General features: G+C 65.3%; 27 protein-coding genes. 7 read left to right on the top strand and 20 right to left on the bottom strand.

Annotated elements, in window-relative coordinates; genetic code table 11:
* The first annotated feature begins 15 nt into the window (after positions 1-15).
* Positions 16-1140, top strand: coding sequence for a PQQ-dependent sugar dehydrogenase (locus AC3D24_RS09925; RefSeq protein WP_489030246.1), 1125 nt, complete (start codon positions 16-18; stop codon positions 1138-1140).
* Positions 1141-1331: 191 nt separating this feature from the next.
* Here the strand turns inward: AC3D24_RS09925 and AC3D24_RS09920 are convergent, their stop codons facing one another.
* Together AC3D24_RS09920 and AC3D24_RS09915 are read right to left on the bottom strand one after the other, a co-directional pair.
* On the bottom strand, positions 1332-1727 hold the full coding sequence (locus AC3D24_RS09920) for a PaaI family thioesterase (RefSeq protein ID WP_489030244.1): 396 nt from the start codon (positions 1725-1727) through the stop codon (positions 1332-1334).
* Entirely contained in the window at positions 1724-2179 is a 456-nt protein-coding gene (locus AC3D24_RS09915; protein WP_489030242.1) for a PaaI family thioesterase, read from the bottom strand. The genes AC3D24_RS09920 and AC3D24_RS09915 overlap by 4 nt, the downstream gene beginning before the upstream one ends.
* Before the next feature lie 95 nt (positions 2180-2274).
* Here AC3D24_RS09915 and AC3D24_RS09910 point away from each other — a divergent pair, with 95 nt between their 5' ends.
* Complete coding sequence (locus AC3D24_RS09910) at positions 2275-3057, top strand: crotonase/enoyl-CoA hydratase family protein (RefSeq protein WP_489030241.1); 783 nt, start codon at positions 2275-2277, stop codon at positions 3055-3057.
* A 197-nt stretch (positions 3058-3254) separates the two neighbouring features.
* Here AC3D24_RS09910 and AC3D24_RS09905 read toward each other — a convergent pair whose 3' ends face one another.
* The 11 genes from AC3D24_RS09905 to AC3D24_RS09855 all read right to left on the bottom strand — a co-directional run bounded on the left by AC3D24_RS09905 (position 3255) and on the right by AC3D24_RS09855 (position 10433).
* Positions 3255-3608, bottom strand: coding sequence for a hypothetical protein (locus AC3D24_RS09905; protein WP_489030239.1), 354 nt, complete (start codon positions 3606-3608; stop codon positions 3255-3257).
* Complete coding sequence (locus tag AC3D24_RS09900) at positions 3608-4024, bottom strand: hypothetical protein (RefSeq protein WP_489030237.1); 417 nt, start codon at positions 4022-4024, stop codon at positions 3608-3610. Before AC3D24_RS09900 ends, AC3D24_RS09905 begins: the two co-directional genes overlap by 1 nt.
* A gap of 40 nt (positions 4025-4064) precedes the next feature.
* The gene (gene gloB, locus AC3D24_RS09895; RefSeq protein ID WP_489030235.1) at positions 4065-4790 is read right to left on the bottom strand and encodes a hydroxyacylglutathione hydrolase; all 726 of its coding nucleotides are present in this window, start codon (positions 4788-4790) and stop codon (positions 4065-4067) included.
* A gap of 7 nt (positions 4791-4797) precedes the next feature.
* Positions 4798-5211, bottom strand: a complete 414-nt coding sequence (locus AC3D24_RS09890) for a VOC family protein (RefSeq protein WP_489030233.1) — start codon at positions 5209-5211, stop codon at positions 4798-4800.
* A gap of 206 nt (positions 5212-5417) precedes the next feature.
* Complete coding sequence (locus AC3D24_RS09885; RefSeq protein ID WP_489030231.1) at positions 5418-6224, bottom strand: tetratricopeptide repeat protein; 807 nt, start codon at positions 6222-6224, stop codon at positions 5418-5420.
* Positions 6221-6985 carry an alpha/beta hydrolase gene (locus AC3D24_RS09880; protein ID WP_489030229.1) on the bottom strand — a complete coding sequence of 255 codons (765 nt, stop codon included), beginning with the start codon at positions 6983-6985 and terminating at the stop codon, positions 6221-6223. Before AC3D24_RS09880 ends, AC3D24_RS09885 begins: the two co-directional genes overlap by 4 nt.
* 20 nt (positions 6986-7005) lie before the next feature.
* Entirely contained in the window at positions 7006-7935 is a 930-nt protein-coding gene (locus tag AC3D24_RS09875) for an alpha/beta fold hydrolase (protein ID WP_489030227.1), read from the bottom strand.
* On the bottom strand, positions 7932-8141 hold the full coding sequence (locus tag AC3D24_RS09870) for a helix-turn-helix transcriptional regulator (protein WP_489030225.1): 210 nt from the start codon (positions 8139-8141) through the stop codon (positions 7932-7934). Before AC3D24_RS09870 ends, AC3D24_RS09875 begins: the two co-directional genes overlap by 4 nt.
* Positions 8138-8542, bottom strand: coding sequence for a hypothetical protein (locus tag AC3D24_RS09865; RefSeq protein WP_489030223.1), 405 nt, complete (start codon positions 8540-8542; stop codon positions 8138-8140). Before AC3D24_RS09865 ends, AC3D24_RS09870 begins: the two co-directional genes overlap by 4 nt.
* 213 nt (positions 8543-8755) lie before the next feature.
* The gene (locus AC3D24_RS09860; protein WP_489030222.1) at positions 8756-9010 is read right to left on the bottom strand and encodes a DUF6356 family protein; all 255 of its coding nucleotides are present in this window, start codon (positions 9008-9010) and stop codon (positions 8756-8758) included.
* Between the two features lie 25 nt (positions 9011-9035).
* Positions 9036-10433 carry a glutamate ligase domain-containing protein gene (locus AC3D24_RS09855; RefSeq protein WP_489030220.1) on the bottom strand — a complete coding sequence of 466 codons (1398 nt, stop codon included), beginning with the start codon at positions 10431-10433 and terminating at the stop codon, positions 9036-9038.
* 52 nt (positions 10434-10485) lie between these two features.
* On the opposite strand from AC3D24_RS09855, the gene AC3D24_RS09850 reads away from it, so the two are divergent.
* Positions 10486-11301 carry an LD-carboxypeptidase gene (locus AC3D24_RS09850; protein ID WP_489030219.1) on the top strand — a complete coding sequence of 272 codons (816 nt, stop codon included), beginning with the start codon at positions 10486-10488 and terminating at the stop codon, positions 11299-11301.
* Between the two features lie 76 nt (positions 11302-11377).
* Here AC3D24_RS09850 and AC3D24_RS09845 read toward each other — a convergent pair whose 3' ends face one another.
* On the bottom strand, positions 11378-11929 hold the full coding sequence (locus tag AC3D24_RS09845) for a hypothetical protein (RefSeq protein WP_489030217.1): 552 nt from the start codon (positions 11927-11929) through the stop codon (positions 11378-11380).
* Between the two features lie 134 nt (positions 11930-12063).
* Between AC3D24_RS09845 and thrS the strand changes: the two genes are divergently transcribed.
* From thrS to AC3D24_RS09830, 3 genes are all read left to right on the top strand, one after another.
* Positions 12064-14055, top strand: coding sequence for a threonine--tRNA ligase (gene thrS / locus AC3D24_RS09840; protein ID WP_489030215.1), 1992 nt, complete (start codon positions 12064-12066; stop codon positions 14053-14055).
* A 98-nt stretch (positions 14056-14153) separates the two neighbouring features.
* The gene (infC, locus tag AC3D24_RS09835) at positions 14154-14684 is read left to right on the top strand and encodes a translation initiation factor IF-3 (protein ID WP_031396176.1); all 531 of its coding nucleotides are present in this window, start codon (positions 14154-14156) and stop codon (positions 14682-14684) included.
* Between the two features lie 550 nt (positions 14685-15234).
* The gene (locus AC3D24_RS09830) at positions 15235-18042 is read left to right on the top strand and encodes a TonB-dependent receptor (protein ID WP_489030213.1); all 2808 of its coding nucleotides are present in this window, start codon (positions 15235-15237) and stop codon (positions 18040-18042) included.
* A 98-nt stretch (positions 18043-18140) separates the two neighbouring features.
* Here the strand turns inward: AC3D24_RS09830 and AC3D24_RS09825 are convergent, their stop codons facing one another.
* Entirely contained in the window at positions 18141-20888 is a 2748-nt protein-coding gene (locus tag AC3D24_RS09825) for a [protein-PII] uridylyltransferase (protein WP_489033121.1), read from the bottom strand.
* Positions 20889-20979: 91 nt separating this feature from the next.
* Here AC3D24_RS09825 and AC3D24_RS09820 point away from each other — a divergent pair, with 91 nt between their 5' ends.
* Positions 20980-22269, top strand: a complete 1290-nt coding sequence (locus AC3D24_RS09820) for a homoserine dehydrogenase (protein WP_489030211.1) — start codon at positions 20980-20982, stop codon at positions 22267-22269.
* A 201-nt stretch (positions 22270-22470) separates the two neighbouring features.
* On the opposite strand, the gene AC3D24_RS09815 is transcribed toward AC3D24_RS09820, so the two are convergent.
* The 5 genes from AC3D24_RS09815 to AC3D24_RS09795 all read right to left on the bottom strand — a co-directional run bounded on the left by AC3D24_RS09815 (position 22471) and on the right by AC3D24_RS09795 (position 25288).
* Positions 22471-22941 carry a hypothetical protein gene (locus AC3D24_RS09815; RefSeq protein WP_489030209.1) on the bottom strand — a complete coding sequence of 157 codons (471 nt, stop codon included), beginning with the start codon at positions 22939-22941 and terminating at the stop codon, positions 22471-22473.
* Between the two features lie 26 nt (positions 22942-22967).
* Positions 22968-23387, bottom strand: a complete 420-nt coding sequence (locus AC3D24_RS09810) for a hypothetical protein (RefSeq protein WP_332755539.1) — start codon at positions 23385-23387, stop codon at positions 22968-22970.
* A 28-nt stretch (positions 23388-23415) separates the two neighbouring features.
* Entirely contained in the window at positions 23416-23751 is a 336-nt protein-coding gene (locus tag AC3D24_RS09805; RefSeq protein WP_132896124.1) for a hypothetical protein, read from the bottom strand.
* Between the two features lie 55 nt (positions 23752-23806).
* Complete coding sequence (locus AC3D24_RS09800) at positions 23807-24238, bottom strand: CoA-binding protein (protein WP_489030207.1); 432 nt, start codon at positions 24236-24238, stop codon at positions 23807-23809.
* 99 nt (positions 24239-24337) lie between these two features.
* The gene (locus AC3D24_RS09795; protein WP_489030205.1) at positions 24338-25288 is read right to left on the bottom strand and encodes an Mrp/NBP35 family ATP-binding protein; all 951 of its coding nucleotides are present in this window, start codon (positions 25286-25288) and stop codon (positions 24338-24340) included.
* Positions 25289-25351: the final 63 nt, after the last annotated feature.

The raw sequence follows: 25351 nt of genomic DNA, 5'->3' as shown, positions 1-25351 counted from the left end.
TTCCGGGAGAAGATCATGATTCGCAAAACGCTGTTTGCCACTGGGCTGCTGTCCGCCACGCTGCTCGCCTCGACTGCCTGTTCCGCGCAACCGGCCGCGGCGGGCAAGCCGTTCAAGGAAACGGTGGTCGCCGATTTCGATTCGCCCTGGGCGATGACGTTTCTGCCCGACAAGCGCATGCTGGTCACCGAGAAGAAGGGCGAGATGCTGCTCGTCTCCGCCGACGGCAAGTCGCGCCAGACGGTCGCGACGCTCACCGTCGATTCGGCTGGGCAGGGCGGGCTGATGGACGTCGTCCTCGCGCCCGACTTCGCGACCAGCCAGCGCGTCTATTTCAGCTATTCGACCGCAGGCGAGGGCGGCAAGGGCGTCGTTCTCGCCCGCGGTCGCCTGCGTCCGAACGGTGGCGGCGGCGAGCGGCTCGGCGAGATCGAGGTGATCTTCAGCGCGCGTCCGTTCGTGGAGGGCAACGGCCACTACTCCGGCCGCATCGCGTTCTCGCCCGACGGCAAATACCTGTTCTTCACCAACGGCGAGCGCCAGAAGTTCACTCCCGCACAGGACCCGAAGATGACGCTCGGCAAGGTCCTGCGTCTCACGCTCGACGGCAAGCCCGCCCCCGGCAATCCGCTCGTCGCGAAGGGCTTCGCACCCGAGATCTGGAGCTACGGCCACCGCAACCTGCTCGGCATCGCGTTCGATAAGCAGGGCAATCTCTGGGAGCAGGAGATGGGGCCGAAGGGCGGCGACGAGGTCAATCTGATCAAGCCCGGCCTCAACTATGGCTGGCCGAACGCATCGAACGGCAGCAACTATGATGGCTCCGATATCCCCGATCACAAGCCCGGCGATGGCTATGAGCCGCCCAAGGTTTTCTGGAACCCGGTGATCTCGCCCGGCGGCCTGATGATCTATTCGGGCAGCATTTTTCCGCAGTGGAAGGGTGACGCCTTCATCGGCGGGTTGTCGTCGAAGTCGCTGGTCCGCGTAGACCTGAACGGCACGAACGCCGCGAAGGGGGACCAATGGGACATGGGGGCAAGAATCCGCGAAGTCGAGCAAGGCCCCGACGGCGCGATCTGGGTCCTGGAAGACGGCGGCGACTCGCAAGGCCGCCTGATCAAACTGACCGCGAAGTAAGCCGAACTGAAGTCCATGGCGCGTTGGAAACAAACAGCCGCAACCCCACCCCGTCACCCCGGACTAGTTCCGGGGTCCACGGTCCCGCATAATCACCGCTATCGCCTGTGCGGAACGGTGGATGCCGGAACAAGCCCGGCATGACGGGGTAGGTGAAGAGCGTCTGGCTCCCCCCTCCGTATGGGCCAGACTTAGTCGCGCACGATCAGATAATTCATCCGCGCCGCGGCGATCAGCTTCTCCCGCTCGTCCTGCCACGCGGTCGCCTCGACATTGGCTACCCGGTTCCCCAACCGCGTCACCACCCCAGCCGCCCGCGTCGGCTTATCCCGACCACCCCGCATGAAATCGACGGTAACGTTCACCGGCTTAATCCGCGCATCGGCACCACCCTCAGCCTCCAGCGCATGCTGCAAAGCCGCAATCGCCGCCATCTCCAGCAACCCCGAAATCGCGCCGCCATGCAGAAACCCGGGCCGCCCCAGCACGTCATCCGCAAACGGCATCAGCAATACCGGCGGCGCGCCATCCTCGGCCTCGACCGATACGCGGAGAATCTCCGCATAAGGCGGCAAGCCGATCGTCATGCCTCGGTCCTCCTGTTGAGACCCATGCCGGCGACATCGCCCACCACCATGAACGTCCCCGCGACATGCGCGAGCGGATCGCCCGGATCGCCGTCATGCGCCTGCCCGCGCACGAACGCGATCGAGCGCGTGATCCGGTAGCACTCCCCGCGCCCGATCACCGTCTTCCCCGGCGTCGCCGGCCGCAGATAATCCACTCGCAGGTCGAGCGTCGCATGCGGCACGAACGCCTTGCGCTTGATCCAGATCGCCAGACTCGTCGCCATGTCCATCATCGTGATGATCGGCCCCGACGCGATCACGCCGCTTGCCGGATCGCCGATCAGCCGTTCGTCATAGGGCAGCGCAAGCTCCGCCCAGTCGTCGCCATGCGCGTGATAGCGCATCCCCAGCGCGGCGCCGTGCCCGCCGAACCCGCGCGTCGCAAACCATTGTGGATCAAAACCAGCCATGCGCGGAGCCTCTACACGCCGTGTGAGCGCGCGCAACATTGCGGGCGCGCGCAGGGCCGGTTAGCGTTCCCGCAAAGATCGAGAGGATCGCCAGAATGAATGACCGGGTCACAATAAGCGTCGCCGACGGCATCGCCGACGTCCGCCTCAACCGCGCCGACAAAATGAACGCGATCGATCCGGCGATGTTTGAAGGCATCGCCGCCGCGATCGATCGGCTCAAGGTGATGACGGACGTCCGCTGCGTCGTGCTGTCTGGCGAGGGCAAGGCGTTCTGCGCCGGCCTCGACATGGCTTCGATGGCGAGCGGCGGCTCGGGGCTGGCGTTGGGCGACCGCACCGAGGAGGGTGCGAACCTTCCCCAGCAGGTCGCGTGGGGCTGGCGCACGCTACCGATGCCGGTGATCGCTGCAGTCCACGGCGTCGCGTTCGGCGGCGGGTTCCAGATCATGTCCGGCGCCGACATCCGCATCGCACATCCGGGCGCCCGTTTTGCGATCCGCGAGACGTATTGGGGCCTGGTCCCCGACATGGCCGGCATCGCCCTCTGGCGCACGCTCGCCCGCGACGACGTGCTGCGCGAGCTCACCTACACTGCACGCGAGTTCGACGGTGCGGAAGCGTTGCGGCACGGCTTCGTAACGCGTCTGTCCGAAGACCCGCTCGGCGAAGCGATGATGCTCGCCCGCGAGATCGCAGCGAGGAACCCCCACGCGATCCAGGGCTCCAAGCGCCTCTACAACCTCGCAGCAGATGCGGACGCCGCAGCGGTTCTGCTCGCGGAGACGGAAGAGCAGCTGAAGGTCATCCGCACCCCCAACCAGGTCGAGCAGGTTCGCGCGAACATGGAGAAGCGGGCGGCGGTGTTCGAGGACTGAGCCCTTCTCCCGTCATCCTGACGAAAGTTAGGATGACGGGAGAAGGGCGACGTTCAGCCCTACTTCTACCACCCCGGCGAAGGCCGGGGCCCAGTTGGAAAAGTCGTTGTAACGGAGCGCTGCCTTACGCCATCATCGTCCCCCAACTGGGCCCCGGCCTCCGCCGGGGTGGTGTCGTTGGGTAGCGTGGGATGCGTCTACTTCACCGCGTCATACGGCGTGAAATCCCGAAACCGGCAATAGCCCGACGGAATCGACATACCCGCCGACACCGTCCGAAACCGGTCGTTCCGACACAATTGCCCGCCATAGACATCGACGATCAGCGTATCGAACGGCCGCAGCGCAGGGCACTCGCCGACCGGCCCGGTCTTCCAGATCCGCTTGCCAGACTGTCGATACAGGATCGTCTGCGAATCGACGATCTCCGGCCCGTTGAGCTGCTGAAGATCGACGCACCGCACCGGCGAACCGGCAATGCGCCCTTCAAGCGGGTCCGATCGTCCGGCAAGAAGAGGCAACGCCAAGGCCGCGAGAAGCACCGCGCGCATCACGGCTTCCGATACGGCACGAACTCGCCGAAGCTGCAGCTCCCGGTCGGAAAGCGCGACGACTGGTCGAACGTCTGCGCGATGTCGCCACGGCACAACTGCCCGGTCGGCGTGCGCGTCACCAGGATGTCGCCCCGCGCAATCCCCTCGCACCCACCGACGGTGTCGCTGCGATAGACCAGCTTGCTGTTCACCCGGTACAGGATCGTGGCGCCGTAACCCGAACTCTGCCTCTGCGGGAACTGGCTGATGCACGTCTCGGGCTTGCCCGGAACCAGCCCGGCGAGTTGCTTCGCCAGCTTCTCCTGCACGCTTGCCTCACGCACCTGCGCGCGTTCGACCTCCGCCCGGGTCTGCGTACACGCACCCAGCACCAAAGCCGGCAGCATCAATAGTGGCAGGGTCCGCATCCGCATCGCAAAGCTCCTCAAAACCCCCGCCACCCTCATACGCCTTTTACCCGCGAAACGCATCCTTGGCCGCACGATAGCGTGCAAGCTGCTCGACCGACGTCGCCCGCAGGAACGGATTGGTCGCGCGCTCGTGGCCAATCGTCGTCGGCACAGTAGGCTCGCCCTTCGCGCGCAACGCATCGACCTCGGCCATCCGCGCGACAATATCCGCATTATCCGGCTCGGCAACCAGCGCATACCGCCCGTTGCTCTGCGTATATTCATGCCCGCAGAACACCTCGGTCTCGTCCGGCAGCACCGCATAGCGTTGCATGTTCGCGAACATGTCCGTCGGCGTTCCCTCGAACAGCCGCCCACACCCCATCGCGAACAGCGTGTCCCCAGTGAAGATCGCCGCATCGTCGGTAAAGTGGAACGCGATATGCCCCTGCGTATGCCCCGGCACCGTCATCACGGTCGCCGCGTGCGCGCCAAGGCGGACGACATCGCCCTCGCCGACCTGCTCGTCGAGCGTGGGAATCTTGTCCGCCTCCGCCGCCGGGCCGACGATCGTCGCGCCATACGCCTTCATCTCGGCATTCCCACCGGTATGGTCGGGGTGCCAATGCGTCGTCCACACCCGGTCGATCCGCCAGTCGCGCATCTTGGCGGCGGCGATCACCGGCCCCGCCTCGCCCGGATCGACGACGACCGTCTCGCCCGAAACGGTGTCGTGGATCAGCCAGGCGTAGTTGTCGGCCAGCACCGGAACGCGGACGATATCGAGCATCAGCGTCTTACCACTTGCCGGTATTGGGCATCGACGCCCACGGCTCGGCGGGGTCGAGGCTACCGTCCTGCAGCAACTCGATCGAAATGTTATCGGGGGTCCGCACGAACGCCATGTGCCCGTCGCGCGGCGGCCGGTTGATCGTCACGCCGGAGTCCATCAGCCGCTGGCACGTGTCGTAGATGTTGTCGACGCGGTAGGCGAGATGCCCGAAATTGCGGCCTTCGCCATACTCCTCGGGATCCCAATTGTGCGTCAGCTCCACCTCGGCGCCCTCGTCGCCCGGCGCGGATAGGAAGATCAGCGTGAAGCGACCCTTCTCGTTCTCCATCCGCCGGACCTCCTTCAGCCCGAGCAACTCGAAGAACGCGATGGTCTTCGCCGGGTCGGTCACGCGGATCATCGTGTGGAGATATTTCATGCTGGCTCCGAGGGTTGTTCGGACAAGCAGATAGGGACGGGGGCCCCAGTGGGAAAGGGTATCACCTCATAGCCAAATGCAGTTACCGCCCCGGCGAAGGCCGGGGCCCAGTTGGAAAGGTGGTCGTAACGAAGCGCCGTCCTAAATCAGCAACGTCTCTCAACTGGGCCCCGGCCTTCGCCGGGGTGGTGGCGTACTGTCGCGTACTATCGTCCGACCGGCGCACTGGCCCGAGGCGCGCTGGTCCCCGTATCGAACTGCCGCAACGCGACCACCGCACTCCGCCCGACCGGCGTGTCCGGCGCCAGCCGCGCCGCCTGTCCCCAAGCCGCCCGCGCGCCATCCTCGTCGCCGGCCATCGCCGCGATATTCCCCGCCTCAAGCTGGACCGAAGCATCGTCCGCCGATCGCTTCAGCGCCTCGCCGATATCCTTCTTCGCCCGCACCGGATTGGCTTCCCGGCGTGCCAGCGTCGCCGACAACAGCCACGCGAGCGGATCGTCCGCCGCGTTGGTCAATGCCAAGTCGATATCGTTCCGCGCCGATTCGAGATCCCCCGTCGCCACCAGCGCCCGCGCATGATCGAGTTGCGCCTCGCCCAGCGCCAGCCCGGTCAGCGTCGCTGTGGTCAGCGCCGAATCGAGCGCCGTGCGCGCCTTGGCCGGATCAGCGGCGGCCAGCCAGGCATTGCCCGCCTGCGCCCAATAGGTCGCAGCGTGAACGTCCTTGGCAAGCTGCGCCTCGCGCGCGGCCTCCTCAAATTCGCCCGCCGCCGATGGCCACGCCTTCTCCGCGGCAAAGGCCAGCCCGGCGCACTCCCGCGCGAAAAACCGCCCCCCCGCGATGCGCCAGCGACCCGCCTCGGCGCGCGCCGCCGCCGGATCGCTCTGGGTCAGCGCTATGCAGCGCTGCAACCGGTCAGTGCGGATTTCCAGCGGGCCGGCGGAGGCGGCGGCCTTGGCCGGAACGGCGCTGGCCTGAACCGGCGCAAAGGCAAGCAGCAGAAAGATCATAGGGCGGCGATCACATCCTCGACCGCCCGGATGATGAGGGAGATGTCGCTGTCGCGCGACAGGCGGTGGTCGCCGTCCTTGACCAGCCATGTCTGCACATCGGCTGAACGCAACAGCTCGGCAAGCCGCGCGGTCCGCTGCCACGGCACGTCCGGATCGCGCTGGCCCTGCACCAGCCGCACCGGGCCATCGAATGCGATTTCACCAAACATCAGCCGGTTAGCCTCGCCCGACGACCAGAACGCGCGGGTATAGACGGTCGGCTCGGGACCGTAGGGGTTCTTGCGCTCGATCCGCCCGCTGGTCAGAAGGGCCATCTTCTCGTCGGTGGTGAAGCCCCAGTCGGTGAAGTCGGGCGCTGGAGCCACGCCGACCAGCCCCTTGACCAGATCCGGCCGCATCCTGGCTGCCAGCAGCATCAGCCACCCGCCCAGCGACGACCCGACGAGGATCGCAGAATCCTCGACGAGCGCATCGATCATCGCCAGCACGTCGTCGCGCCAGTCGACCAGGGTCTGATCCTCGAACGCCCCCTCGCTCTGCCCGCACCCGCCATAATCGAACCGCAGGAACGCCCGACCCTCGGACTTCGCCCAGGCTTCCAGCGTCACCGCCTTCGTCCCCATCATGTCCGACGCATAGCCCGACAGGAACACGATCGTCGGACCGGTGACCCCTTCGGCTGCTGGGCTATGATGATAAGCGAGGCGAGGGCGCTCCTTCACAGGAAGCGGGGCGGCGGCAGGAGTCATATCAGTCATGCCGCCACCTTAGCGGCCCCTCAGCGCAGGAGAAAGTCGTCGAGTGCCGCCTGGAACGCGACAGGCTGATCGAGCATCACGAAATGCGCCGCATCGCCGATATCGACGAAGGTCACGTGCGGTGCGGTGGCGTAGGCCTTCCGGTAGAGCGCATCGGCGACCGGCTTGGTCGGCCCCACCGCGTTCCACGGGTAGACCGGCGTGATCGGCGTAGCGATCGACGCCATGGCGGGACGCAGGTCGGTGGTCAGGTCCTCGTACATCGCCTGAGCCGAGACGCGGGCATCCGCCTTTGCCGCCCAGTCGGCAACGCTCACGCGGGACGCTGGCTTGAGCGCCATGCGCGCAGCGAGCGCGGCGTTCGCGGCCGGGTTTGCGGGCTTCCCATACGCCGCCGCCATGCCCGCGCGCATCGCGCTGGCCTGAGGTTCGAGAGCCGCCACTGTCGCACCGGGCGCGAAGATCTCGCCGATATACGGCAGCGAATCGACGATCATCAGCTTGCCGACGTCATCCGGGTGAGCTTTGGCGAGCATCAGCGCGACCAGTCCGCCCATCGAATGCCCGACGACGGCCGGTTTGCCGAGCTTCGACTGGGCAATCAGCGTGTGCAGGTCGGCGACGATCCCGTCGAGAATTCCCGGCGACAGGTTCGCACGCGGATCGTCGCCACCAAAGCCGTTGACCTGCACGAGATACACTCTGTGCGACTTGGTGAGGGCAGGGACGACGCCCGCCCATACCGCGCGGGGCGAAGACAGTCCCGGAACGAGGATCACCGGTTCACCCTTGCCGACAGTCTGCACCGAGATATGCGGCATCCGCGTTTCGATGGCGGCGAGCTTCGGCCCGGCCGCGGTCGGACCCTGCGCGTGACCGGCGGCGGGATGCAGGACGATCATCAGCGTCACCGCAGTTGCGGCGAGGCGGGCCTTCAGGTGCGAGATCATGTCACAGGCTCCTTGGACGGGCTGGTGAAGATATCCTCGATCGCGAGGTCGAACAGTTCGGCGATCTTGAACGCCAGCGGCAGCGACGGATCATAGCGTCCGGTCTCGATCGCATTGACGCTTTGCCGCGAGACTTCGAGCCGCTCGGCCAGATCGCCCTGGCTCCAGTCGCGCTCGGCACGCAGTATCTTGAGGCGGTTTTTCATGCCTCGTGTGGTCTCGTCAACGCGTTCACACAACTGCCGAATCCGAGCCCGGCGAACCACAATATTGCGATGTAATAGGACTCGATATGGCCGACGAGGTCGAACGCCTCGAGAAATCCCCAGGCCGTCGCGATGCTCAGGGCAAAGCCGCTGGCGTACAGCGTCTGGCGGATCGTCAGCATGCGGATGTATTCATCCGTCTCCTCGATCAGGTAACGTCCGATCGCGCCGAACACGCCGATGATCGGCAGTGCTGGCAGGATCGCTGCAGCATAAGCCAGTGGTCCATTCAGAAGATGGCGATTGAAGCCGTAGACGACCGCCATCAGGATCGCCGCGTAGACGAGCATCAACAAGATCACGCGTCGGTTGTAACGACGGATAGCCGGACTCTTGATCATGGAAAAAACCCTCTCGAATCAGTAAAGGAGGCTTGTCATGACGCCACGATATAGTCAATGACGCTTTACAGATACTGCCTTGCTTTCTTGCAGGGGGGAGGTGGCGCCGAAGGTGACGAAGGGGGAGGACACGGAGCAGACGTCGTCGCAAACCCGTTTCAGGTGTGACTTTATCGTAACCTTTGGAAAGCCAGCGGGCTTGCCCGACGATCGTCAGATGATGAATTCGACCGTCTTCATCTGCGTCTGCTCCGCCGCAACCGCACCGCGCTTCAGCACCATCTGGCGGTGCAGTTCGGCGACCGTATCGCTTCCCCGCGTCTTGCACAGCGCCGGCACGAATGCATGGACCAGCGCGCCGAGGCCGCCCTTGATCATCGTCAGCCCGAAGCGTCCGGCAACGCCGAAATGCTCGGCATAGCTCTCGCCGACGGTGGCGGGATGGTCGAGGAACAGGCGGCGAAACATGGGCGGTCTCCTGCCTTGCTCTGTATCAGGTGGCGGCCAGGGCGTCGACCATCCCCGCCGCCAGCACGCTCAGCGTGTCGTCACGCGCGCCCATCACGACGATCCGGTCGCCCGGCCGAGCCTCGGCCACCAGCGCGGCGGCCGCCTCCGCGCGGTCGGCGACGTGCCGCGCGTCGCGACCGCCCTCGACGATCTGCGCGACGATGTCGGCGCTGGTGACTTCCCGCGTGACCGTCCCGCCGTAATAAGCCGGGTCGGGCAGGACGAGCACATCGTCTTCCGCCATCCGCTCGACGAACGTTGCGACGAGTTCGCGGCCCATCACCTTCAGCGGGCCATAGCCGTGCGGCTGGAAGAACAGCAGCAGCCGCCCGGGAAACGCGTGGAGCGTGTCGAGCGTCGCGGCGATCTTGTCCGGGTTGTGCCCGAAATCGTCGATCACCGAGACCCCGCCCGCCTTGCCGACCAGGTCAAAGCGCCGCCGCAAGCCTGTGAACCCGGCGATCGCCTTCACCGCATCGACCAGCGAAACATCCGCCGCCATCGCCGCCCCGATTGCGGCCAGCGCATTCGACACGTTATGCCGCCCAGGCACGGCGAGCTTCACCGGCGTCCGCACCCCGCGCGAGACGATGTCGAAGCGGATCGCGAACGGTTCGGGCTTCAGGTTTTCGGCGCGCAGATCGGCCGAAGCATCGATCGCGAAGGTCGTGACCTGGCCGCGCGGCAGGCGTGCAGCGAGCGCGGCGGCGTCGGGATCGTTGGCATTCACCACCGCGGTCTCGGCCTTCGCCACGAAGTCCCCGAACAGTATGCGCAGCTCCTCCAGCGACTTGTGGTCGAGGCTAACGTTGTTCAGCACGGCGATCTTCGGCGCATAGCCCGCGATCGAGCCGTCGCTCTCGTCGACCTCGCTGACGAACGCCTCGCCCTCGCCGACCAGAGCACTCGCGAACGGCGCATCGGGGGTGGCGAAGTTCTTCATCACCGCGCCGTTCATCACCGTGGGATCGCGCCCGACGGCATGCAGGATCCAGCCGATCATGCCGGTGACGGTCGACTTGCCGCTCGTCCCCGCGACCCCGATCGGCAACCGGCTGTCGTTGAACAGCGACGCCAGCATCGCCGCACGGGTCGAGCGCGTGCAGCCGAGCGCGTCCGCCGCGATCATGTCCGGCACGCTCGCCTCGATCGCGGCGGAGGCAATGACGAGTTGGTCCGCCGAGACGATGCCGCTGCCATCCTGCGGGAACAGCGCGACGCCCTTTGCCGCGAGATCGTCGAACTTGGCGGGGACGCGGCCTTGGTCGAGGTTGCGGTCCGAGCCCGCGACGGTCGCGCCGCGGCCCGCGAGGATCATCGCGAGCGGCATCATGCCGGATCCGCCGATGCCGACGAAGAAACAGGGTTTGCTGATATCCATCACGCCGCGATATGGGCGGTTTGGTAACGGGGCAAGGTCGGGAACACGAACAATGCGCATCGGTGTCCTCGCCGCGTCGAGCCGGACCAACCCCGCGGCGATCGCCAAGATCACCGCGTATGCGGCGACTGCGTTCCCCGAGGTCGAGCTGGTCTTCCACCCGCAATGCCTGGAGACCGACGGCCATTTCGCGGGCTCGGACTTTCGACGGGCGGGGGCGTTCCTTGAGTACGCCAACGATCCTGCGTTCGATGCGCTCTGGTTCCTACGCGGCGGCTACGGTGCCAACCGCATCCTCGCGATGGTCATGCCCGAGCTCGGGCGCGCAGCGCGGCACAAGATTTATCTCGGCTATTCCGACGTAGGCTTCCTGCTTGGCGCGCTCTACGCTCGGCGGATCGGAAGGCCGGTGCACGGGCCGATGGTCAGCGACGTCAACCGGCATGACGGCGAGGCGACGGTCGCGCGGTCGCTCGGCTGGATGGTGCGCGGCGATCGGGCCGGACTGGAACCGGGGCTCGACGGGAGGCCCTCAGCGGCGTTCAACCTCAGCATCCTGACCTCGCTGATCGGTACGCCGTGGCTGCCCGATCTCACCGATCACGTCCTGATCGTCGAGGAGGTGTCGGAGCCGCTGTATGCGATCGACCGGATGCTGTTCAAGGTCGCCAACGCCACGCAGTTGAAGGGGATTGCGGGGCTGCGGCTGGGTGCGGTGACGGCGGTGCAGGAGAATGATCCGCCTTGGGGCGAGACGCTAGACTACATGATGGTGCGTTGGAGCCGCGACATGGGCGTGCCGTATTTGGGGCGCGCGGAGATCGGCCATACCCAGGCGAACCATGTTGTGCCGTTCGGGATGGTTTGAGCGGGGTATCAGATAGCATCTGACGTTGCCCCCACCCCGGCCTTCGCCGGGGTGGGGGTCGCGGTACAATCGCCTGCTATTGTTCCGCGGTCGGATCGATCACCTGCATTCCCCCAAATCGCACCTTCGGCTGCCCTACCATCGTATAGCTCTCCGCCGCCTGCTCCACCGCCCAGGCACGCAGATTCGCCACCACCTCCACTCGCTGCAAGCGCTCCCGCTCACGCATGAACACGACCAGATCGTCGCGCCGGTTGCAGTCGCGCGTGTCCGCCGTCGCACACGGCGAATACAGGATCGCCAGCGCCACGATCTTCCCGGTGGGATCGAGCACCGCCGCGCCCTTTTCCGGGCAACTATGCGCGCGGCACGCGGTGAAGCGGTACAGGCTCCCGATCCGCGTCGGTTCGTCGGGTGGCCCGTGCAGCACCTCGATCTGCTGATCTGCGACGTCGCCGTTTGCATACAGATACGACGCCTTGCGCTTGCCGATAAACCGCCGGACTGCCGCGGTGAACGCCGGCGTCACGATCAGCTGGTTCGTATCCCGGCACGCCGCCAACCGCGTCGGCGCGCATGTTGCAGCAGGACCCGCAGCGGCGGACAGCATCATTACCAGACCCAGCATCGCACTCTCCCAAAGCGCCCAGGCGCTCCCCAGTCCGGCGCATGTCCGTCTGGAGTAGCCCTGTGCGCGTATCGTCTTATATACACGCCGTGCGCGGATCGGTCCGCGCGCGTCACCCCGAGAGAAAGTCTCCCATGTCCGCAATGTTCCGAATCACGCTGCCCGACGGTTCCGTCCGCGAGGTTGCGCCCGGGACTACCCCCGCGGATGTCGCCGCTGCGATCGGCCCGGGCCTCGCCAAGGCCGCGCTCGCCGCGCGTATCGACGGGCAGGTGCGCGACCTCAACCGGCCGTTCGAGGGCGATACCGCGCTCGCGCTGGTGACCGCGCGCGACGAGGCCGACGCGCTCGAGCTCGTCCGCCACGATCTCGCGCACGTCATGGCGGAGGCGGTGCAACACCTGTTCCCCGGCACGCAGATTACCTTCGGTCCTGCGACCGACGACGGCTTCTATTACGACTTCGCGCCGAAGGATCGCCCGTTCACCGACGAGGACCTCCCGGCGATCGAGGCCGAGATGCGCGCGATCATCGCCCGGAACGAGCCGTTCCTGCGCGAGGTCTGGTCGCGCCAGCAGTTGATCGATCGCTGGACGCAGCAGGGCGAGAGCTTCAAGGCCGAATGGGCTGCCGAGCTCCCCGAGGGCGAGGAACTGACGATCTATCGCCAGGGCGAGTGGCTCGACATGTGCCGCGGGCCGCACATGGCGTCGACCGGGAAGCTCGACCCCACCGCATTCAAGCTGACGCGCGTGTCTGGCGCATATTGGCGCGGCGACCAGAAGAACGCGATGCTCAGCCGCATTTACGGCACCGGCTGGCTCAACAAGAAGCAGCTCGATCAGCATCTCTTCCGCCTCGAGGAAGCCGCCAAGCGCGATCACCGGAAGATCGGCGCGGAGATGGACCTGTTCCACCTCCAGTCCGAGGCGCAGGGGTCGGTATTCTGGCATCCCAACGGCTTCGTGCTGTGGCGCCAGCTCGAGGCATATATGCGCCGCCGCCTTGACGCCGCCGATTATGCCGAGGTGAAGACCCCGCAGCTGATGGACGCCAAGCAGTGGGAACAGTCCGGCCACTGGGGCAAGTACCGCGAGAACATGTTCGTCGTCCCCGACGAGATCCCGAATGCGGAAGACGAGGGCGCGATCCTGTCGGGCAAGGGCGACCTGATGGCGCTCAAGCCGATGAACTGCCCTGCGCATGTCCTGATCTTCAAGCAGGGGATCAAGTCGTACCGCGACCTGCCGATCCGGATGGCCGAGTTCGGCTGCTGCCACCGCAATGAGCCGCACGGCGCGCTGCACGGCATCATGCGCGTCCGTCAGTTCACGCAGGACGACGCGCACATCTTCGTCCGCGAGGACCAGCTCGTCGAGGAAGTCCGGAAATTCTGCGAGCTGCTCGACAGCGTCTACAAGCATCTCGGTTTCGAGGATTATGCGGTGAAGCTCGCGCTGCGACCCGACAACCGGTTCGGCGACGACGCGATGTGGGACAAGGCGGAGGCCGAACTGCGCGAGGCCGTCATGCAGTCGGGCCTGAGCGACACGATCAAGGCGAACTTCGAGGAATTGCCGGGTGAGGGCGCGTTCTATGCGCCCAAGCTCGAATTCCACCTGACCGACGCGATCGGCCGGACGTGGCAGGTCGGCACGATCCAGTCCGACCGAGTGCTGCCTGAGCGACTCGATGCATCGTATGTCGGCGCGGACGGCGAGCGGCACCGCCCGGTGATGCTCCACCGTGCGATCCTCGGCACGTTCGAGCGCTTCCTCGGCATCCTGATCGAGCATCACGCCGGCCGCTTCCCGCTCTGGCTGGCACCGGTGCAGGCGGTCGTCGCTACGATCGTCTCGGATGCGGACGACTATGCGGTCGAGGTTGCCGCGAAGCTGAAGGCGGCGGGGATCCGCGTCGAGACCGATCTCCGCAACGAGAAGATCAACTACAAGGTGCGCGAACACAGCCTGGCGAAGGTGCCGAACCTGCTGGTCGTCGGCAAGCGCGAGGCCGAAGAAGGCAAGGTCGCACTCCGCACGCTCGGCAGCCAGGCGCAGACCATCCTGACGCTCGACGAAGCGATCGCGCGTCTTGCGGACGAGGCTCGCGCACCCGATATGTGATCCAACGGGGCCGGCTTTCCGCGCGCAGGTTTCTGCGCTATACGCCGGCCCAAATATTGTCAGAAACTTCAGGAGCAAACCCCATACGTCCTCCCACGATGCGCCGGCCGATGCAGACGCCCGCAATGAACGGCCCGCGATTCAACGAATTCATCCAGAGCCAGAAGGTCCGCGTGATTGATCACGAGGGCGAGAATCTGGGCGTGATGTACACGCGCGAAGCGATCGAGCAGGCAGCCGAGCATGGCCTCGACCTGGTCGAAGTGTCGCCTAACGCCGATCCGCCCGTCGCCAAGTTCCTCGATGTCGGCAAGTTCAAGTACGAGGCGCAGAAGAAGGCGAACCTCGCACGCAAGTCGCAGAAGACGCAGGAGATCAAGGAGATCAAGATGCGTCCGAACATCGACGACCATGACTACGACACGAAGATGAAGAAGGTGAACGACTTCATCGGCGAGGGCGACAAGGTCAAGATCACGCTGCGCTTCCGCGGTCGTGAGCTCAGCCACGGCCAGCTCGGCATGAACCTGTTGAAGCGCGTTCAGGACGACGTCGCGGAGATCGCCAAGATCGAGGCGTATCCGCGCATGGAAGGCCGCCAGATGCTGATGGTGCTCGCACCAAAGTAATGGCGTGACGGCTTCGGCCGTAGCGATGTGACGTTGAAAGGCTGGTCGGTCCCGAGGGGCTGGCCGGCCTTTTTCGCGTTTGGCGTGCTGGTGGCGCGTCCTCCTTCACCGCTGGCCTGGTGCGAGAGGGAGGAGGCACCTCTCAGGCCGGGATGGGGAGCAAGTGTGCCCATATTCCGCATCCTTCCACCCCGGCGAAGGCCGGGGCCCAATTGGGGAACGGTGATGAGTGCGGGCAACGCTTCTCCACTACGGCCTTTCCCATTGGGCCCCGGCCTTCGCCGGGGTGGTGTCGTCGGCGAGGGTGGGGCCACCAACGATAGAGACTTCGCCACCTGAGACGGCTGACGGCCAGCCCCCGCATCCATCGTTAAACAGTTGCAATTTGAAACTAGGGTTTGTCGCCTGTCGCTATGTTGCGATTTGGAGACACGGTATTCAAAAACTGCTTTCCGGATGCGGAAATTACTAGACGTGACCGTATGTATATCTCTACCAATCGGCCAAACCATAAGTTCGAAAATATTCGAATATCCAGGAGAGAATGCCGATGCGTATGACCGCATATCTGTTGTCCGCCGTTGCGACTGCAGCCTTCGTCACGCCGGCATTCGCGCAGGACGTGCCGACCACGCAGCCGGAAGCCCAGGCGACCACTACCGCATCGGGCGCAGGCGCGGGGTCAGTGGATGCGGGGCAGGCACCAGTCGCCGCGCCGCTTCAGTCGGCTGGCAATGCCAGCGACATCGTCATCACCGCGACGCGCCGTTCCGAGCGTTTGTCGAACGTGCCGATCGCGGTCTCGGCTGTCGGCTCGGCTGCGCTGGAAAACACCGGCGCGAACGATATTCGTCAGGCGACGCAGCTCGTGCCGTCGCTGCTGATCTCCTCGACTGGCAGCGAGGCCAACGCCTCCGCCCGCGTCCGCGGCATCGGTACGGTCGGGGACAATCCCGGTCTCGAAAGCTCGGTCGCGGTGTTCATCGACGGCGTCTATCGCAGCCGCACGGGGTCGGGCCTGAACGATCTCGGCGAAGTCGATCGTATCGAAGTGTTGCGCGGGCCACAGGGCACGTTGTCGGGTCGTAACGCGACGGCCGGCTCGATAAATATCCTGACGAAGCTGCCGTCGTACAAGTTTGGTGGCTATGCCGAGGCGACCTATGGCAACTACAACAATGTCCGTATTGCCGGCGGCCTGACCGGGCCGATCGTCCAGGACAAGCTGGCGTTTCGGCTCGACGGCGTGTTCGGCAAGCGCGACGGCTTCTATTACGACGTCATCAACAAGACCGATTACAACGATCGCAACCGCTATTTCGTCCGGGGTCAGCTGCTGTTCGAGCCCTCGTCCGACGTCACCGTCCGGCTGATCGGCGACTATACGCACCGCGACGAAAAGTGCTGCGGCGCGGTCTACATCAACACGCAGGAGAAGATCGATCCGACTCCCGGCACGCCCGGTGACTTCGCGATCAACCCTGCCGGCAATCGCATCGTTCAGGTCATGCAGAGCCTTGGCGCGGTGTTCCCCAGCGCGGGCGACCCGTACAACCGCCGCATCGCCAATTCGCCTGGCCGGGCCTATTCGAACGTCACGACCGATTACGGTGGCTCCGGCCAGATCGACATCAATCTCGGCGGCGCATCGCTGACGTCGATCACGGCATACCGCGAATACAAATCGGGCGGTGCTGCCGATATCGACTATGGCAGCCTGGACATCGGCTATCGTCCTGACGACGGCAACAGCTACCGTCAGTTCCACACCTTCAGCCAGGAAGTCCGCCTGAACGGCTCGCTGTTCAACGACAAGCTCGACTGGCTGATCGGTGGCTATTATTCGAAGGAAGACCTGGTCGTTGCCGACAATTTGAAGTTCGGCACGCAATATGGCGCATTCGCGGCCTGCCGTATCGTCGCGACGATAAGCCCCGTTGCCGCGCTGCGCAATCCGACCGCACCGGGCTGTCTCAGCGGCCCCGGCATCGCCACGGTCACCGCGGCCTTCGGTGCACTCGGTCCTTCGATCGTCAACGGCCTCAATCGCCTGAGCACGCTCAACGATCGTGGCGACGTTCGCTCGACTTATTATCAGGACAGCGAGAATTACGCGTTCTTTACGCACAACATCTTCAAGCTGACCGATAAACTGTCGATCACCGGCGGCCTTCGCTACACGCATGAAGCGAAAGACTTCCACGGCGATTTCAACAACAACAACACGATCTGCCCGGCGCAGCAGGCACCACTCGCGCAGGGTGGTCTCGGCGGCATCGTCGGCAGCACGACCATCCCGGCCGCCGCACAGCAGATCGCAGGTGGCATCATTACGCTGACCTGCACGGGCAACTCGACCTCGGCACTGAATGCGCTCGATCTGAACAACAGCTTCAAGGAAGGCGAGTTCACCGGCACCGGCGTGATCTCGTACAAGCCGCGCACCGACACCTTGCTGTATGCGTCGTATTCGCGTGGCTACAAGGCGGGCGGTTACAATCTCGACCGCTCGGATTTGACCGCAAACGTGTTCGCATCGCCGACCAATGCAAGTGCCGCCAATCTGCGGTTCGATCCCGAGACGGTAAATTCGTACGAACTCGGCCTCAAGTTCACGTCGAAGGACTTCACCTTCAACGTCGCGGGCTTCCGTCAGGAGTTCAAGAACTTCCAGCTGAACACCTTCAACGGCACGAACTTCATCGTCCAGAACATCAGCACCTGCGGTACCAGCCTCAACGGTGCCGATCGCGATGCAAGCGCAGCCACGGGTGTCTGCACCGGCGACGTCAAATACGGCGTCGTGTCTCAGGGCTTCGAGCTCGAAGCAGGACTGTTCCCGGCACCAAACTACACGGTGAACCTCGGCTACACCTACACGAACACGCGCTTCCGTAACAATCTGGTCGGCAGCGAATCAGGTCAGGCGCTCGATCCGGCACTGTTCCTGCTGTCGGGCAGCACCCTGTCGAACGCGCCGAAGCATACCGTAACCGCATCGACCGCGTGGACGCCGGATATTGGATCGTCGGGGATGACCGCGCTGTTCTACGTCGATGGCCGCATGACTAGCGACTACAACACCGGCTCCGACCTGTTCCCCGAAAAGGCGCAGGACGGTTTCTTCCTGATGAATGCCCGCGTCGGCATCCGTGGCCCGCAGCAGAAATGGGCCCTTGAAGTCTGGGCGCAGAACCTGCTCGATACGAACTACCAGCAGGTCGCGTTCAATGCGCCGTTCCAGGGCGCTGGCAGCCAGGCGCAGACCCAGGCGTTCGGCACGACGGCGAACCAGATCTTCTCGTCGTACCTGGGCGAACCACGTACCTACGGCCTGACGCTCCGCTCGCGTTTTTGAACGTCCGGCAGGAGTAGGAAAAGCCGGTCCGCACCAAGGTGCAGGCCGGCTTTTTCATGTCCCATTCCTCCCCTCGCAAGCGAGGATTGCAGACGCCGCTAAGCCGCCAGGTCGATCTCTTCCCCCGCCGCCGCCGCCAGCAGCCGCCGCTCAAGCGTCTTCAACCGCGCCGGCGCCGTAATGCGGTCCCCCGTCAGGTCGGTGATGTAGAACGTATCCACCGCGCGTTCGCCGTACGTCGCGACGTGCGCGGAATGGATCGTCACCTTCGACTGGAACAGCGCGTTGGCGAGCTGGTTGAGCAACGCCGGACGATCGCGCGCATTGACCTCGACCACCGTGAAGCGGTTCGAGGCCTTGTTGTCGACCAGCGCATTCGGAACGATGTCGAACGCCTCCGCGCGGGTGCGGGGGAGGGGCTTGGCCACCAGCCGGTCGGCAAGCTTGCCGCGGTTGGCGAGTGCATCCTCGATCGCGGTCTTCAGTCGGGCAAGCTGTCCGGTTTCATCGAATGGCCGCCCGAACGGATCCTGTACCAGGAAATTGTCGACCGCCATGCCATCTCGAGTCGTGTGGATCCGCGCGTCGATGATATTGCCGCCGGCAACATGGATCGCGCCTGCGATACGGTAGAACAGCCCGGGATGATCGGCTGCGTAGATCGTAACCAACGTCGCGCCGCGCCCTGGATAGACATGCGCGTCGATCGCGAGTTGCGCCTCACCGGTATTGGCGAGGAAGCGGGCGTTGTGCACCAGCACGTCCTCGGGCTCGGCGATCCAATAGGCTTCCGGGAGCCGACGCACGAGCGTTGCAAACGCTTCCTCGGTCCAGCCGAGTTCGTCGCGCAGACGCGACTGCTTGGCGGCAATCCGCTCGACACGACCCTTTTGCTTGTGGCCGAGACGGAGCACTTCCTCGGCCGCTTCGTACAGGTCGCCAAGCAATTGGCGTTTCCAGCCGTTCCATACAGCGGGGCCGACCGCTCGGATGTCGACGATCGTAAGCGTCAATAACAGGCGCAGGCGTTCCGGGCTTTGTACGACGTCGCAAAAGTCTAGGATCGTCTTGAAATCGCTGAGGTCGCGCTTGAAGGCTGTCGCGGACATCAGCAGATGCCAGCGAACCAGCCACGCGACCGTTTCTGTCTCCGCTGCGGTCAGCCCAAAGCGCGGGCAAAGCCGTTGCGCGACTTCTGCGCCCAAAATCGAATGATCGCCACCACGACCCTTGGCGATGTCGTGCAGCAGCACGGCCACATACAGCGCACGCCGCGACACGATCTGTTCGAAGATCGCACTGGCGAGCGGATGCTCTTCCTTTAGTACGCCACTCTCGATCCGCGCGAGCAGTCCGATCGCGCGGATGGTGTGCTCGTCGACGGTGTAGTGATGATACATGTCGAACTGCATCTGCGCGACCACGCGCGCGAAATCGGGCACGAACCGGCCGAACACGCCCGTCTCGTTCATCCAGCGCAGCACCAGTTCGGGATCGCGCGGCGAGGTCAGCACGTCGAGGAACAGTGCGTTGGCGCTCGGGCTGTTGCGCACGTCGTCGACCAGCTTCGCGTCGCGCGCGGCGGCGCGCATCGCGAGCGGGTGAATTTCGACACCGTGCTTGTCGGCGAGCTGGAAAATCTCGATCAGCCGGCCAGGGTCGGCCTTGAAGAAGTCGTCGGTCGGTAGCGCCAGCCGCCCCCGGTCGAGCACGAAGCCGTTGAGCTTGCGTGGGCTACGGCGGATCGTCGGCAGCCCGAAACGCCGTCCACGGGCGGCGAACTTCTCGTCCAGATGTGCGAGGAACACCCCGCTCAGCGTACCGACCGTCTTGGCCTGCAGGAAATAGAACTGCATGAACCGCTCGACCTTCGATTTGCCGGGTCGGTCGGAGAATCGCATCCGGTCGGCGATCTCGCGCTGCAGATCGAACGTCAGGCGATCCTCGGCACGGCCGGTGATGCTGTGCAGATGGCAGCGCACCGCCTGAAAGAAATTGTCGGCGCGGTGGAACAGGCGGTATTCGGCCTTGGTGAACAGCCCGACCTCGACAAGTTCGGCCGCGCGCTGGACGTCGTAGATGTATTTGCCGATCCAAAACAAAGCGTGAAGATCGCGCAAGCCGCCCTTGCCCTCCTTGATGTTGGGTTCGACGACGTAGCGCGTGTCGCCCATCTTCCGGTGGCGCGCGTCGCGCTCGGCGAGCTTGTCGGCGATGAAGACGCGGGCGGTGTCCGCCTGCACTTCGGTCTTGAAGCGGTGTGATGCCTGTTCATAGAGTTCGGTGTCGCCGCAGACATAGCGCGCCTCCAGCAACGCAGTGCGGACGGTGACGTCTGCTTTTGCCTGACGGACCATTTCGTCGAGCGAGCGACTGGACTGGCCCAGCTTCAGCCCGAGATCCCACAGCGCATAGAGCATTGATTCGATGACGCGCTCGGCCCAGGGGGTCTGCTTGCCGGGAGTGAGAAAGCCGATATCGACGTCCGAATGTGGTGCCATCTCTGCCCGGCCATAGCCGCCGACCGCGATCAGCGTCAGCCGCTCGCCGGAGGTCGGGTTGGGCAGGGGGTAAAGGCGGTGGACGGTAAAATCGAACAATACGCGCAGCAGTTGGTCGATCAGATAGGCCTGCGCGCCAGCCGCTTCGAGCCCGCGCGAAGGATGCTCGACCAGTCGACGCTCGACTTCGGCGCGACCGGCGTCGAGCGCCGCCTTCAACAACGTTGTCGCCTCGCGGCGGAGGGCGGTGGCGTCCACGCCCTCCAATGCCGCGATGGTTTCGGCAAGCGCGCGACGATCGACGATCGTGCGGCGGTTGGGGAGGTGGTCGAAGCGGCCGGTCATGCCGCCCAGATAGAGTGCGCATGCGTACGCGTCATCAGGATTGCGCAAACGTCGCGCGAAACGTAACCGGACGCGCGAATGGAGGACGAAAATGAGCGAACCATTGCGCGTGGCCCTTGCGGGACTTGGGACGGTAGGCGGCGGCGTGATCCGGCTGCTTGATGCGAACCGCGAGTTGATTGCGCGGCGGGCGGGGCGCGAGATCGAGATCGTCGCGGTCTCCGCGCGCGATCGCGGCAAGGATCGCGGCGTCGATCTGTCGCGCTTCGCGTGGGTCGACGACACGACCGCACTGGCGAAGCAGCCGGGCGCGGATGTCGTGGTCGAGCTGATCGGTGGTTCCGATGGCCCGGCGTTGACGCTCGCACGCAGCACGCTGGCGGCGGGGCGGAGTTTCGTCACGGCAAACAAGGCAATGATCGCGCATCACGGTTTGGAACTCGCGCAAGCCGCGGAGTCGGCGGGCGTGGCTCTGAAGTTCGAGGCGGCGGTCGCGGGGGGAATCCCGGTCATAAAGGGCTTGCGTGAAGGCGCGGCGGCCAACGAGATCGCCCGTGTCTACGGCATCCTCAACGGCACCTGCAATTTCATCCTTTCGAAGATGGAATCGGAAGGTCGCGACTTCGCCGAGGTTCTGGCGGAAGCGCAGGCGCTGGGGTTCGCGGAATCCGATCCGAGCTTCGACATCGATGGCGTCGACGCGGCACACAAGTTGTCGATCCTCGCGGCGGTCGCGTTTGGGACGCAGCCGGCGTTCGACGACGTCGCGATCAGCGGCATCCGGCATCTGCTGGGCGCGGATATCGCCGAGGCAGCGGCTTTGGGGTACCGCGTGCGGCTGCTCGGTCTGGCGGAAGCGGGCGCCGACGGGCTGTTCCAGCGCGTCCATCCGCATCTCGTGCCGATCGATCACCCGCTGGCGCATGTCACCGGATCGCTCAATGCAGTCGTGGCGGAAGGCAATTTCGTCGGGCGGCTGCTGTTCCAGGGCGCAGGCGCGGGCGATGGCCCGACCGCGAGCGCGGTGGTGGCCGACCTGATCGACATCGCGCGGGGCGAGTTCGGCCCGCCGTTCGCGATGCCGGTGGTGTCGCTTACGGCGGCGCCGAAAGCGGACAGTGGCGAGCGGCGGGGGCGTGCGTATTTGCGGTTCACCGTCGCGGACCGGGTCGGGGTGCTGGCGGAGATCGCGGCGGCGATGCGTGACGCGGGGGTCTCGATCGAGAGCCTGATCCAGCGGGGGGCGATTGCGGATGGCAGCGTGCTGGTGGCGATCGTCACGCATGAAAGCCCGGAACGCTCGATCGCACAGGCGTTGGAGAAGCTGCGCGGGTCGCAGAGTCTCGTGGGCCAGCCGATGTGGATGCATATTCTGGATTGAGGGGGCTCGCTACCACGGGACGCAACCACCCCGGCGAAGGCCGGGGCCCAATTGGGGGACGGTTGTAACGGCGGACTGGGCGCCGTCACTGCAACCTTTCCAATTGGGCCCCGGCCTTCGCCGGGGTGGTGGATAGCAAAGCAACCTCCTCCTTGTTCTCCCGCGAAGGCGGTCGTGCTGAGGTGATGCGCTGCGCCAACCCTACTTCACCGGCTCATCCAGCACGATCGGCACGCGGTTCGACTTGTCCGGCTTCTTCCGAAACTTCCGCCCGACGTCGCGCACCAGCGCCATGGCATCCTTGCCCTCGTTATTCTCGCAACAGCTATGCGGATCGATCAGCGCGCCGATGCCGCGGATCAGCACGACCGGGACCGTGAACAGGTCGACGCCCGTGCATCCCCCCGGCGGACACACCGGCCCGCTATTGTCGAGCGCCGCGCGCGGATCGCCGGTCGGTTGGCGTGGACGATCCTGCGGCGGGCGTTCGCCGGGCAGCGGGAGGCGCTGCTCGGCCGTGCCCTTGCCGCCGCAGACGATCACCTCGGTCGGACTCGAACCGGGGCACGCGGGCGGATTGAGGATCGACCAGCGCGGCGGCGGCGGCGCGACGATCGGTCTCGCCGGCGGTGCCGATGCGGCAGCTTGCAGCAGTACCAGCAGCAGGATCATCGTGCGCCCCCGTTACGTCGCTTCGCCTAGTTCACCGTGCCGACGGGGCCGTCGAGATCGATCGGCACGCGGCCGCTCTTGTCGGGCTTTTTCGCCAACGCGCTCTTGATGAGCCCGACTGCGGCCTTGGCGATCGGGGCGATTGGTGGGCCGAAGCCGACCTGGCATCCTCCCTGTCGAGCGGCACACGGTGTATCCGACAACTCCAGCGCGCGGACGGCGGTGAGGTTGGGGTTGGAGGCAACCGCGTGGTCGGGCGGACCGCGATCATCGCGCATCGGCAGGCGAGGGGTCGTCGTCGCGGACTTGCCGCAGACGACCACTTCATTGCCGTCCTGCGTCTGCGTGGCGCACGGATCGACGAGGATCGAGAAACGCTCGGGCACCGGCGGCGCAACCGGGGCCGCGGCCACCTGAAGCAGGGCAGATAGAAGTACGGCGATCATACTGGATTCCTATGGCGCGGCGCGGGCCTTACGGCGCCGGCTTGCGGAACGACGTGCCGCCTTCGCCCCCGACCGTCATGGTGACGCCTGCCATCCCGCCGCCGACCTGGAAGGGGCTGAGATCGGCGAGCGGCGAGGTGCGGTGGAGCAGGCGGGTGCGTTCGTCCCTGAGGCTTTCATGCTTGGGATCACCGGCGTCATGGACGACGAATGGCACGCGAAACCGATCGGCGGTTCGCATGCCGCAGACCGTGATGTCTGTCGCATCGACACTGGTCGGGCAGGGGCGCTCGGCGGCCATCCGCGCCTTCGCGGTCGCCATCAGCGGGTCTTCGATCAGTATCGATAGCAGCATGACCAGCATCGGCGTCTCCCGGACTGACACGCAACCTGACCGCGATCGTCCGAAGGAGCAAGCATCATGGCTCGATCTTGGCGACTCCGAGTCGGGGAATGTCGATTGCCGGGCAGCGATCCATCACCACTTGCAGCCCTGCAGCTTCGGCGCGTGCTGCCGCTTCTTCGTTGATGACGCCGAGTTGCATCCACACCGCTTTTGCGCCGACTGAAATAGCCTGATCGACCGCTTCGCCGGCCGCGGCCGAGTTACGGAAAATGTCGACGATGTCGATCGGGTCGCCCAACTGCGACAGGTCGCGGAAGACGAATTCGCCGTGGACATGCTCGCCGGTGATCTGTGGATTGACCGGGATTACGCGGTAGCCATGCGCCTGAAGCTTGGCCATGACGCCGTAGGACGGGCGGTCGGGACGGTCGGAGGCGCCGATCATTGCGATCGTCCGCGCACCTTCGAGCAGGGCCTTGATGTCGGCATCGGCGGTCAACGGCATCGATGCCTCCTTGAAGAAGAAACCTGGTCCGCTCGTACCGTGGCAGAAGGCCGCTCGGTACGACCGGTAATCAGACAACGTAGATCAGGCCCGCGAGTTTCACAGTTTTCCGAGCCATGCGACGACCTGAGCCGCTATCGGCATGAACACCGTATCGTCGGGGTTCGAAGCCGGCGGCGTGCCCGCGTCAGACGCCGTGCGGATCGAGATCGTCAGCGGCACGCGTCCGAGGAACGGGATGCCCAGCTCGCGCGCCGCCGCTTCCGCGCCGCCATTGCCGAACGGGTCCGACGCCTCGCCGCAATGCGGGCAGACATAGCCGGCCATGTTCTCGACCAACCCGATGATCGGGATGCCGGCCTTCTCGAACAGGTCGATCGCGCGGCGCGCGTCGATCAGCGCGAGATCCTGCGGGGTGGAGACGATCACTGCGCCTGCGGGCCGGTATTTCTGGACCATCGTCAGCTGGACATCGCCGGTGCCGGGCGGGAGATCGAGCACCAGCGTATCGGTCGCGCCCCAGTCCGCCTCGACCAGCTGGCCGAGCGCGCCCGCCGCCATCGGCCCTCGCCAAGCGATCGCCTTGCCCGGCTCGACGAGCTGGCCCATCGACAATAGCGGCACACCGTACGGGGTTGGGACCGGATCGAGCACCTTGTCCTTCGCGGTCGGGCGGGTGCCCTCGACGTTCATCAGGCGCGGCTGCGACGGCCCGTAGATATCGGCGTCGACCAGCCCGACACGGCGACCCGCGCGCGACATCGCGATCGCGAGGTTGGCGGCGAGCGTTGACTTGCCGACGCCGCCCTTGCCGCTGGCGACTGCGATCAGACGGCGGGTCGAGCGTTCGGCGGTGACGGCGATACGCACTTCGGAGACGCCGGGCTGCGTCGCGGCCATCCGCACGGTCGCCTCCAGCGCATCGCGTGCCTGCGGGTCTAGCCCGGTCGCATCGATGATGATGCCCGCTCGCGTTCCTTCGAGCCGGACGGTCGCCCGCTTGCCCGCTACTGCAGCAACCGCCGCCTTTACCGCTTCGATATCGATCATCCGGGCCAGATAGGGCCGCTAAGGGCGCTTGGCACTGTTTTTCCGCCGCCGCACACCTATAAA

The organism is Sphingomonas sp. SL1004 (genome assembly GCF_057815015.1).
Note: the sequence above shows the minus strand (reverse complement) of the source record. Positions and strands in the feature narration are given on the sequence as shown.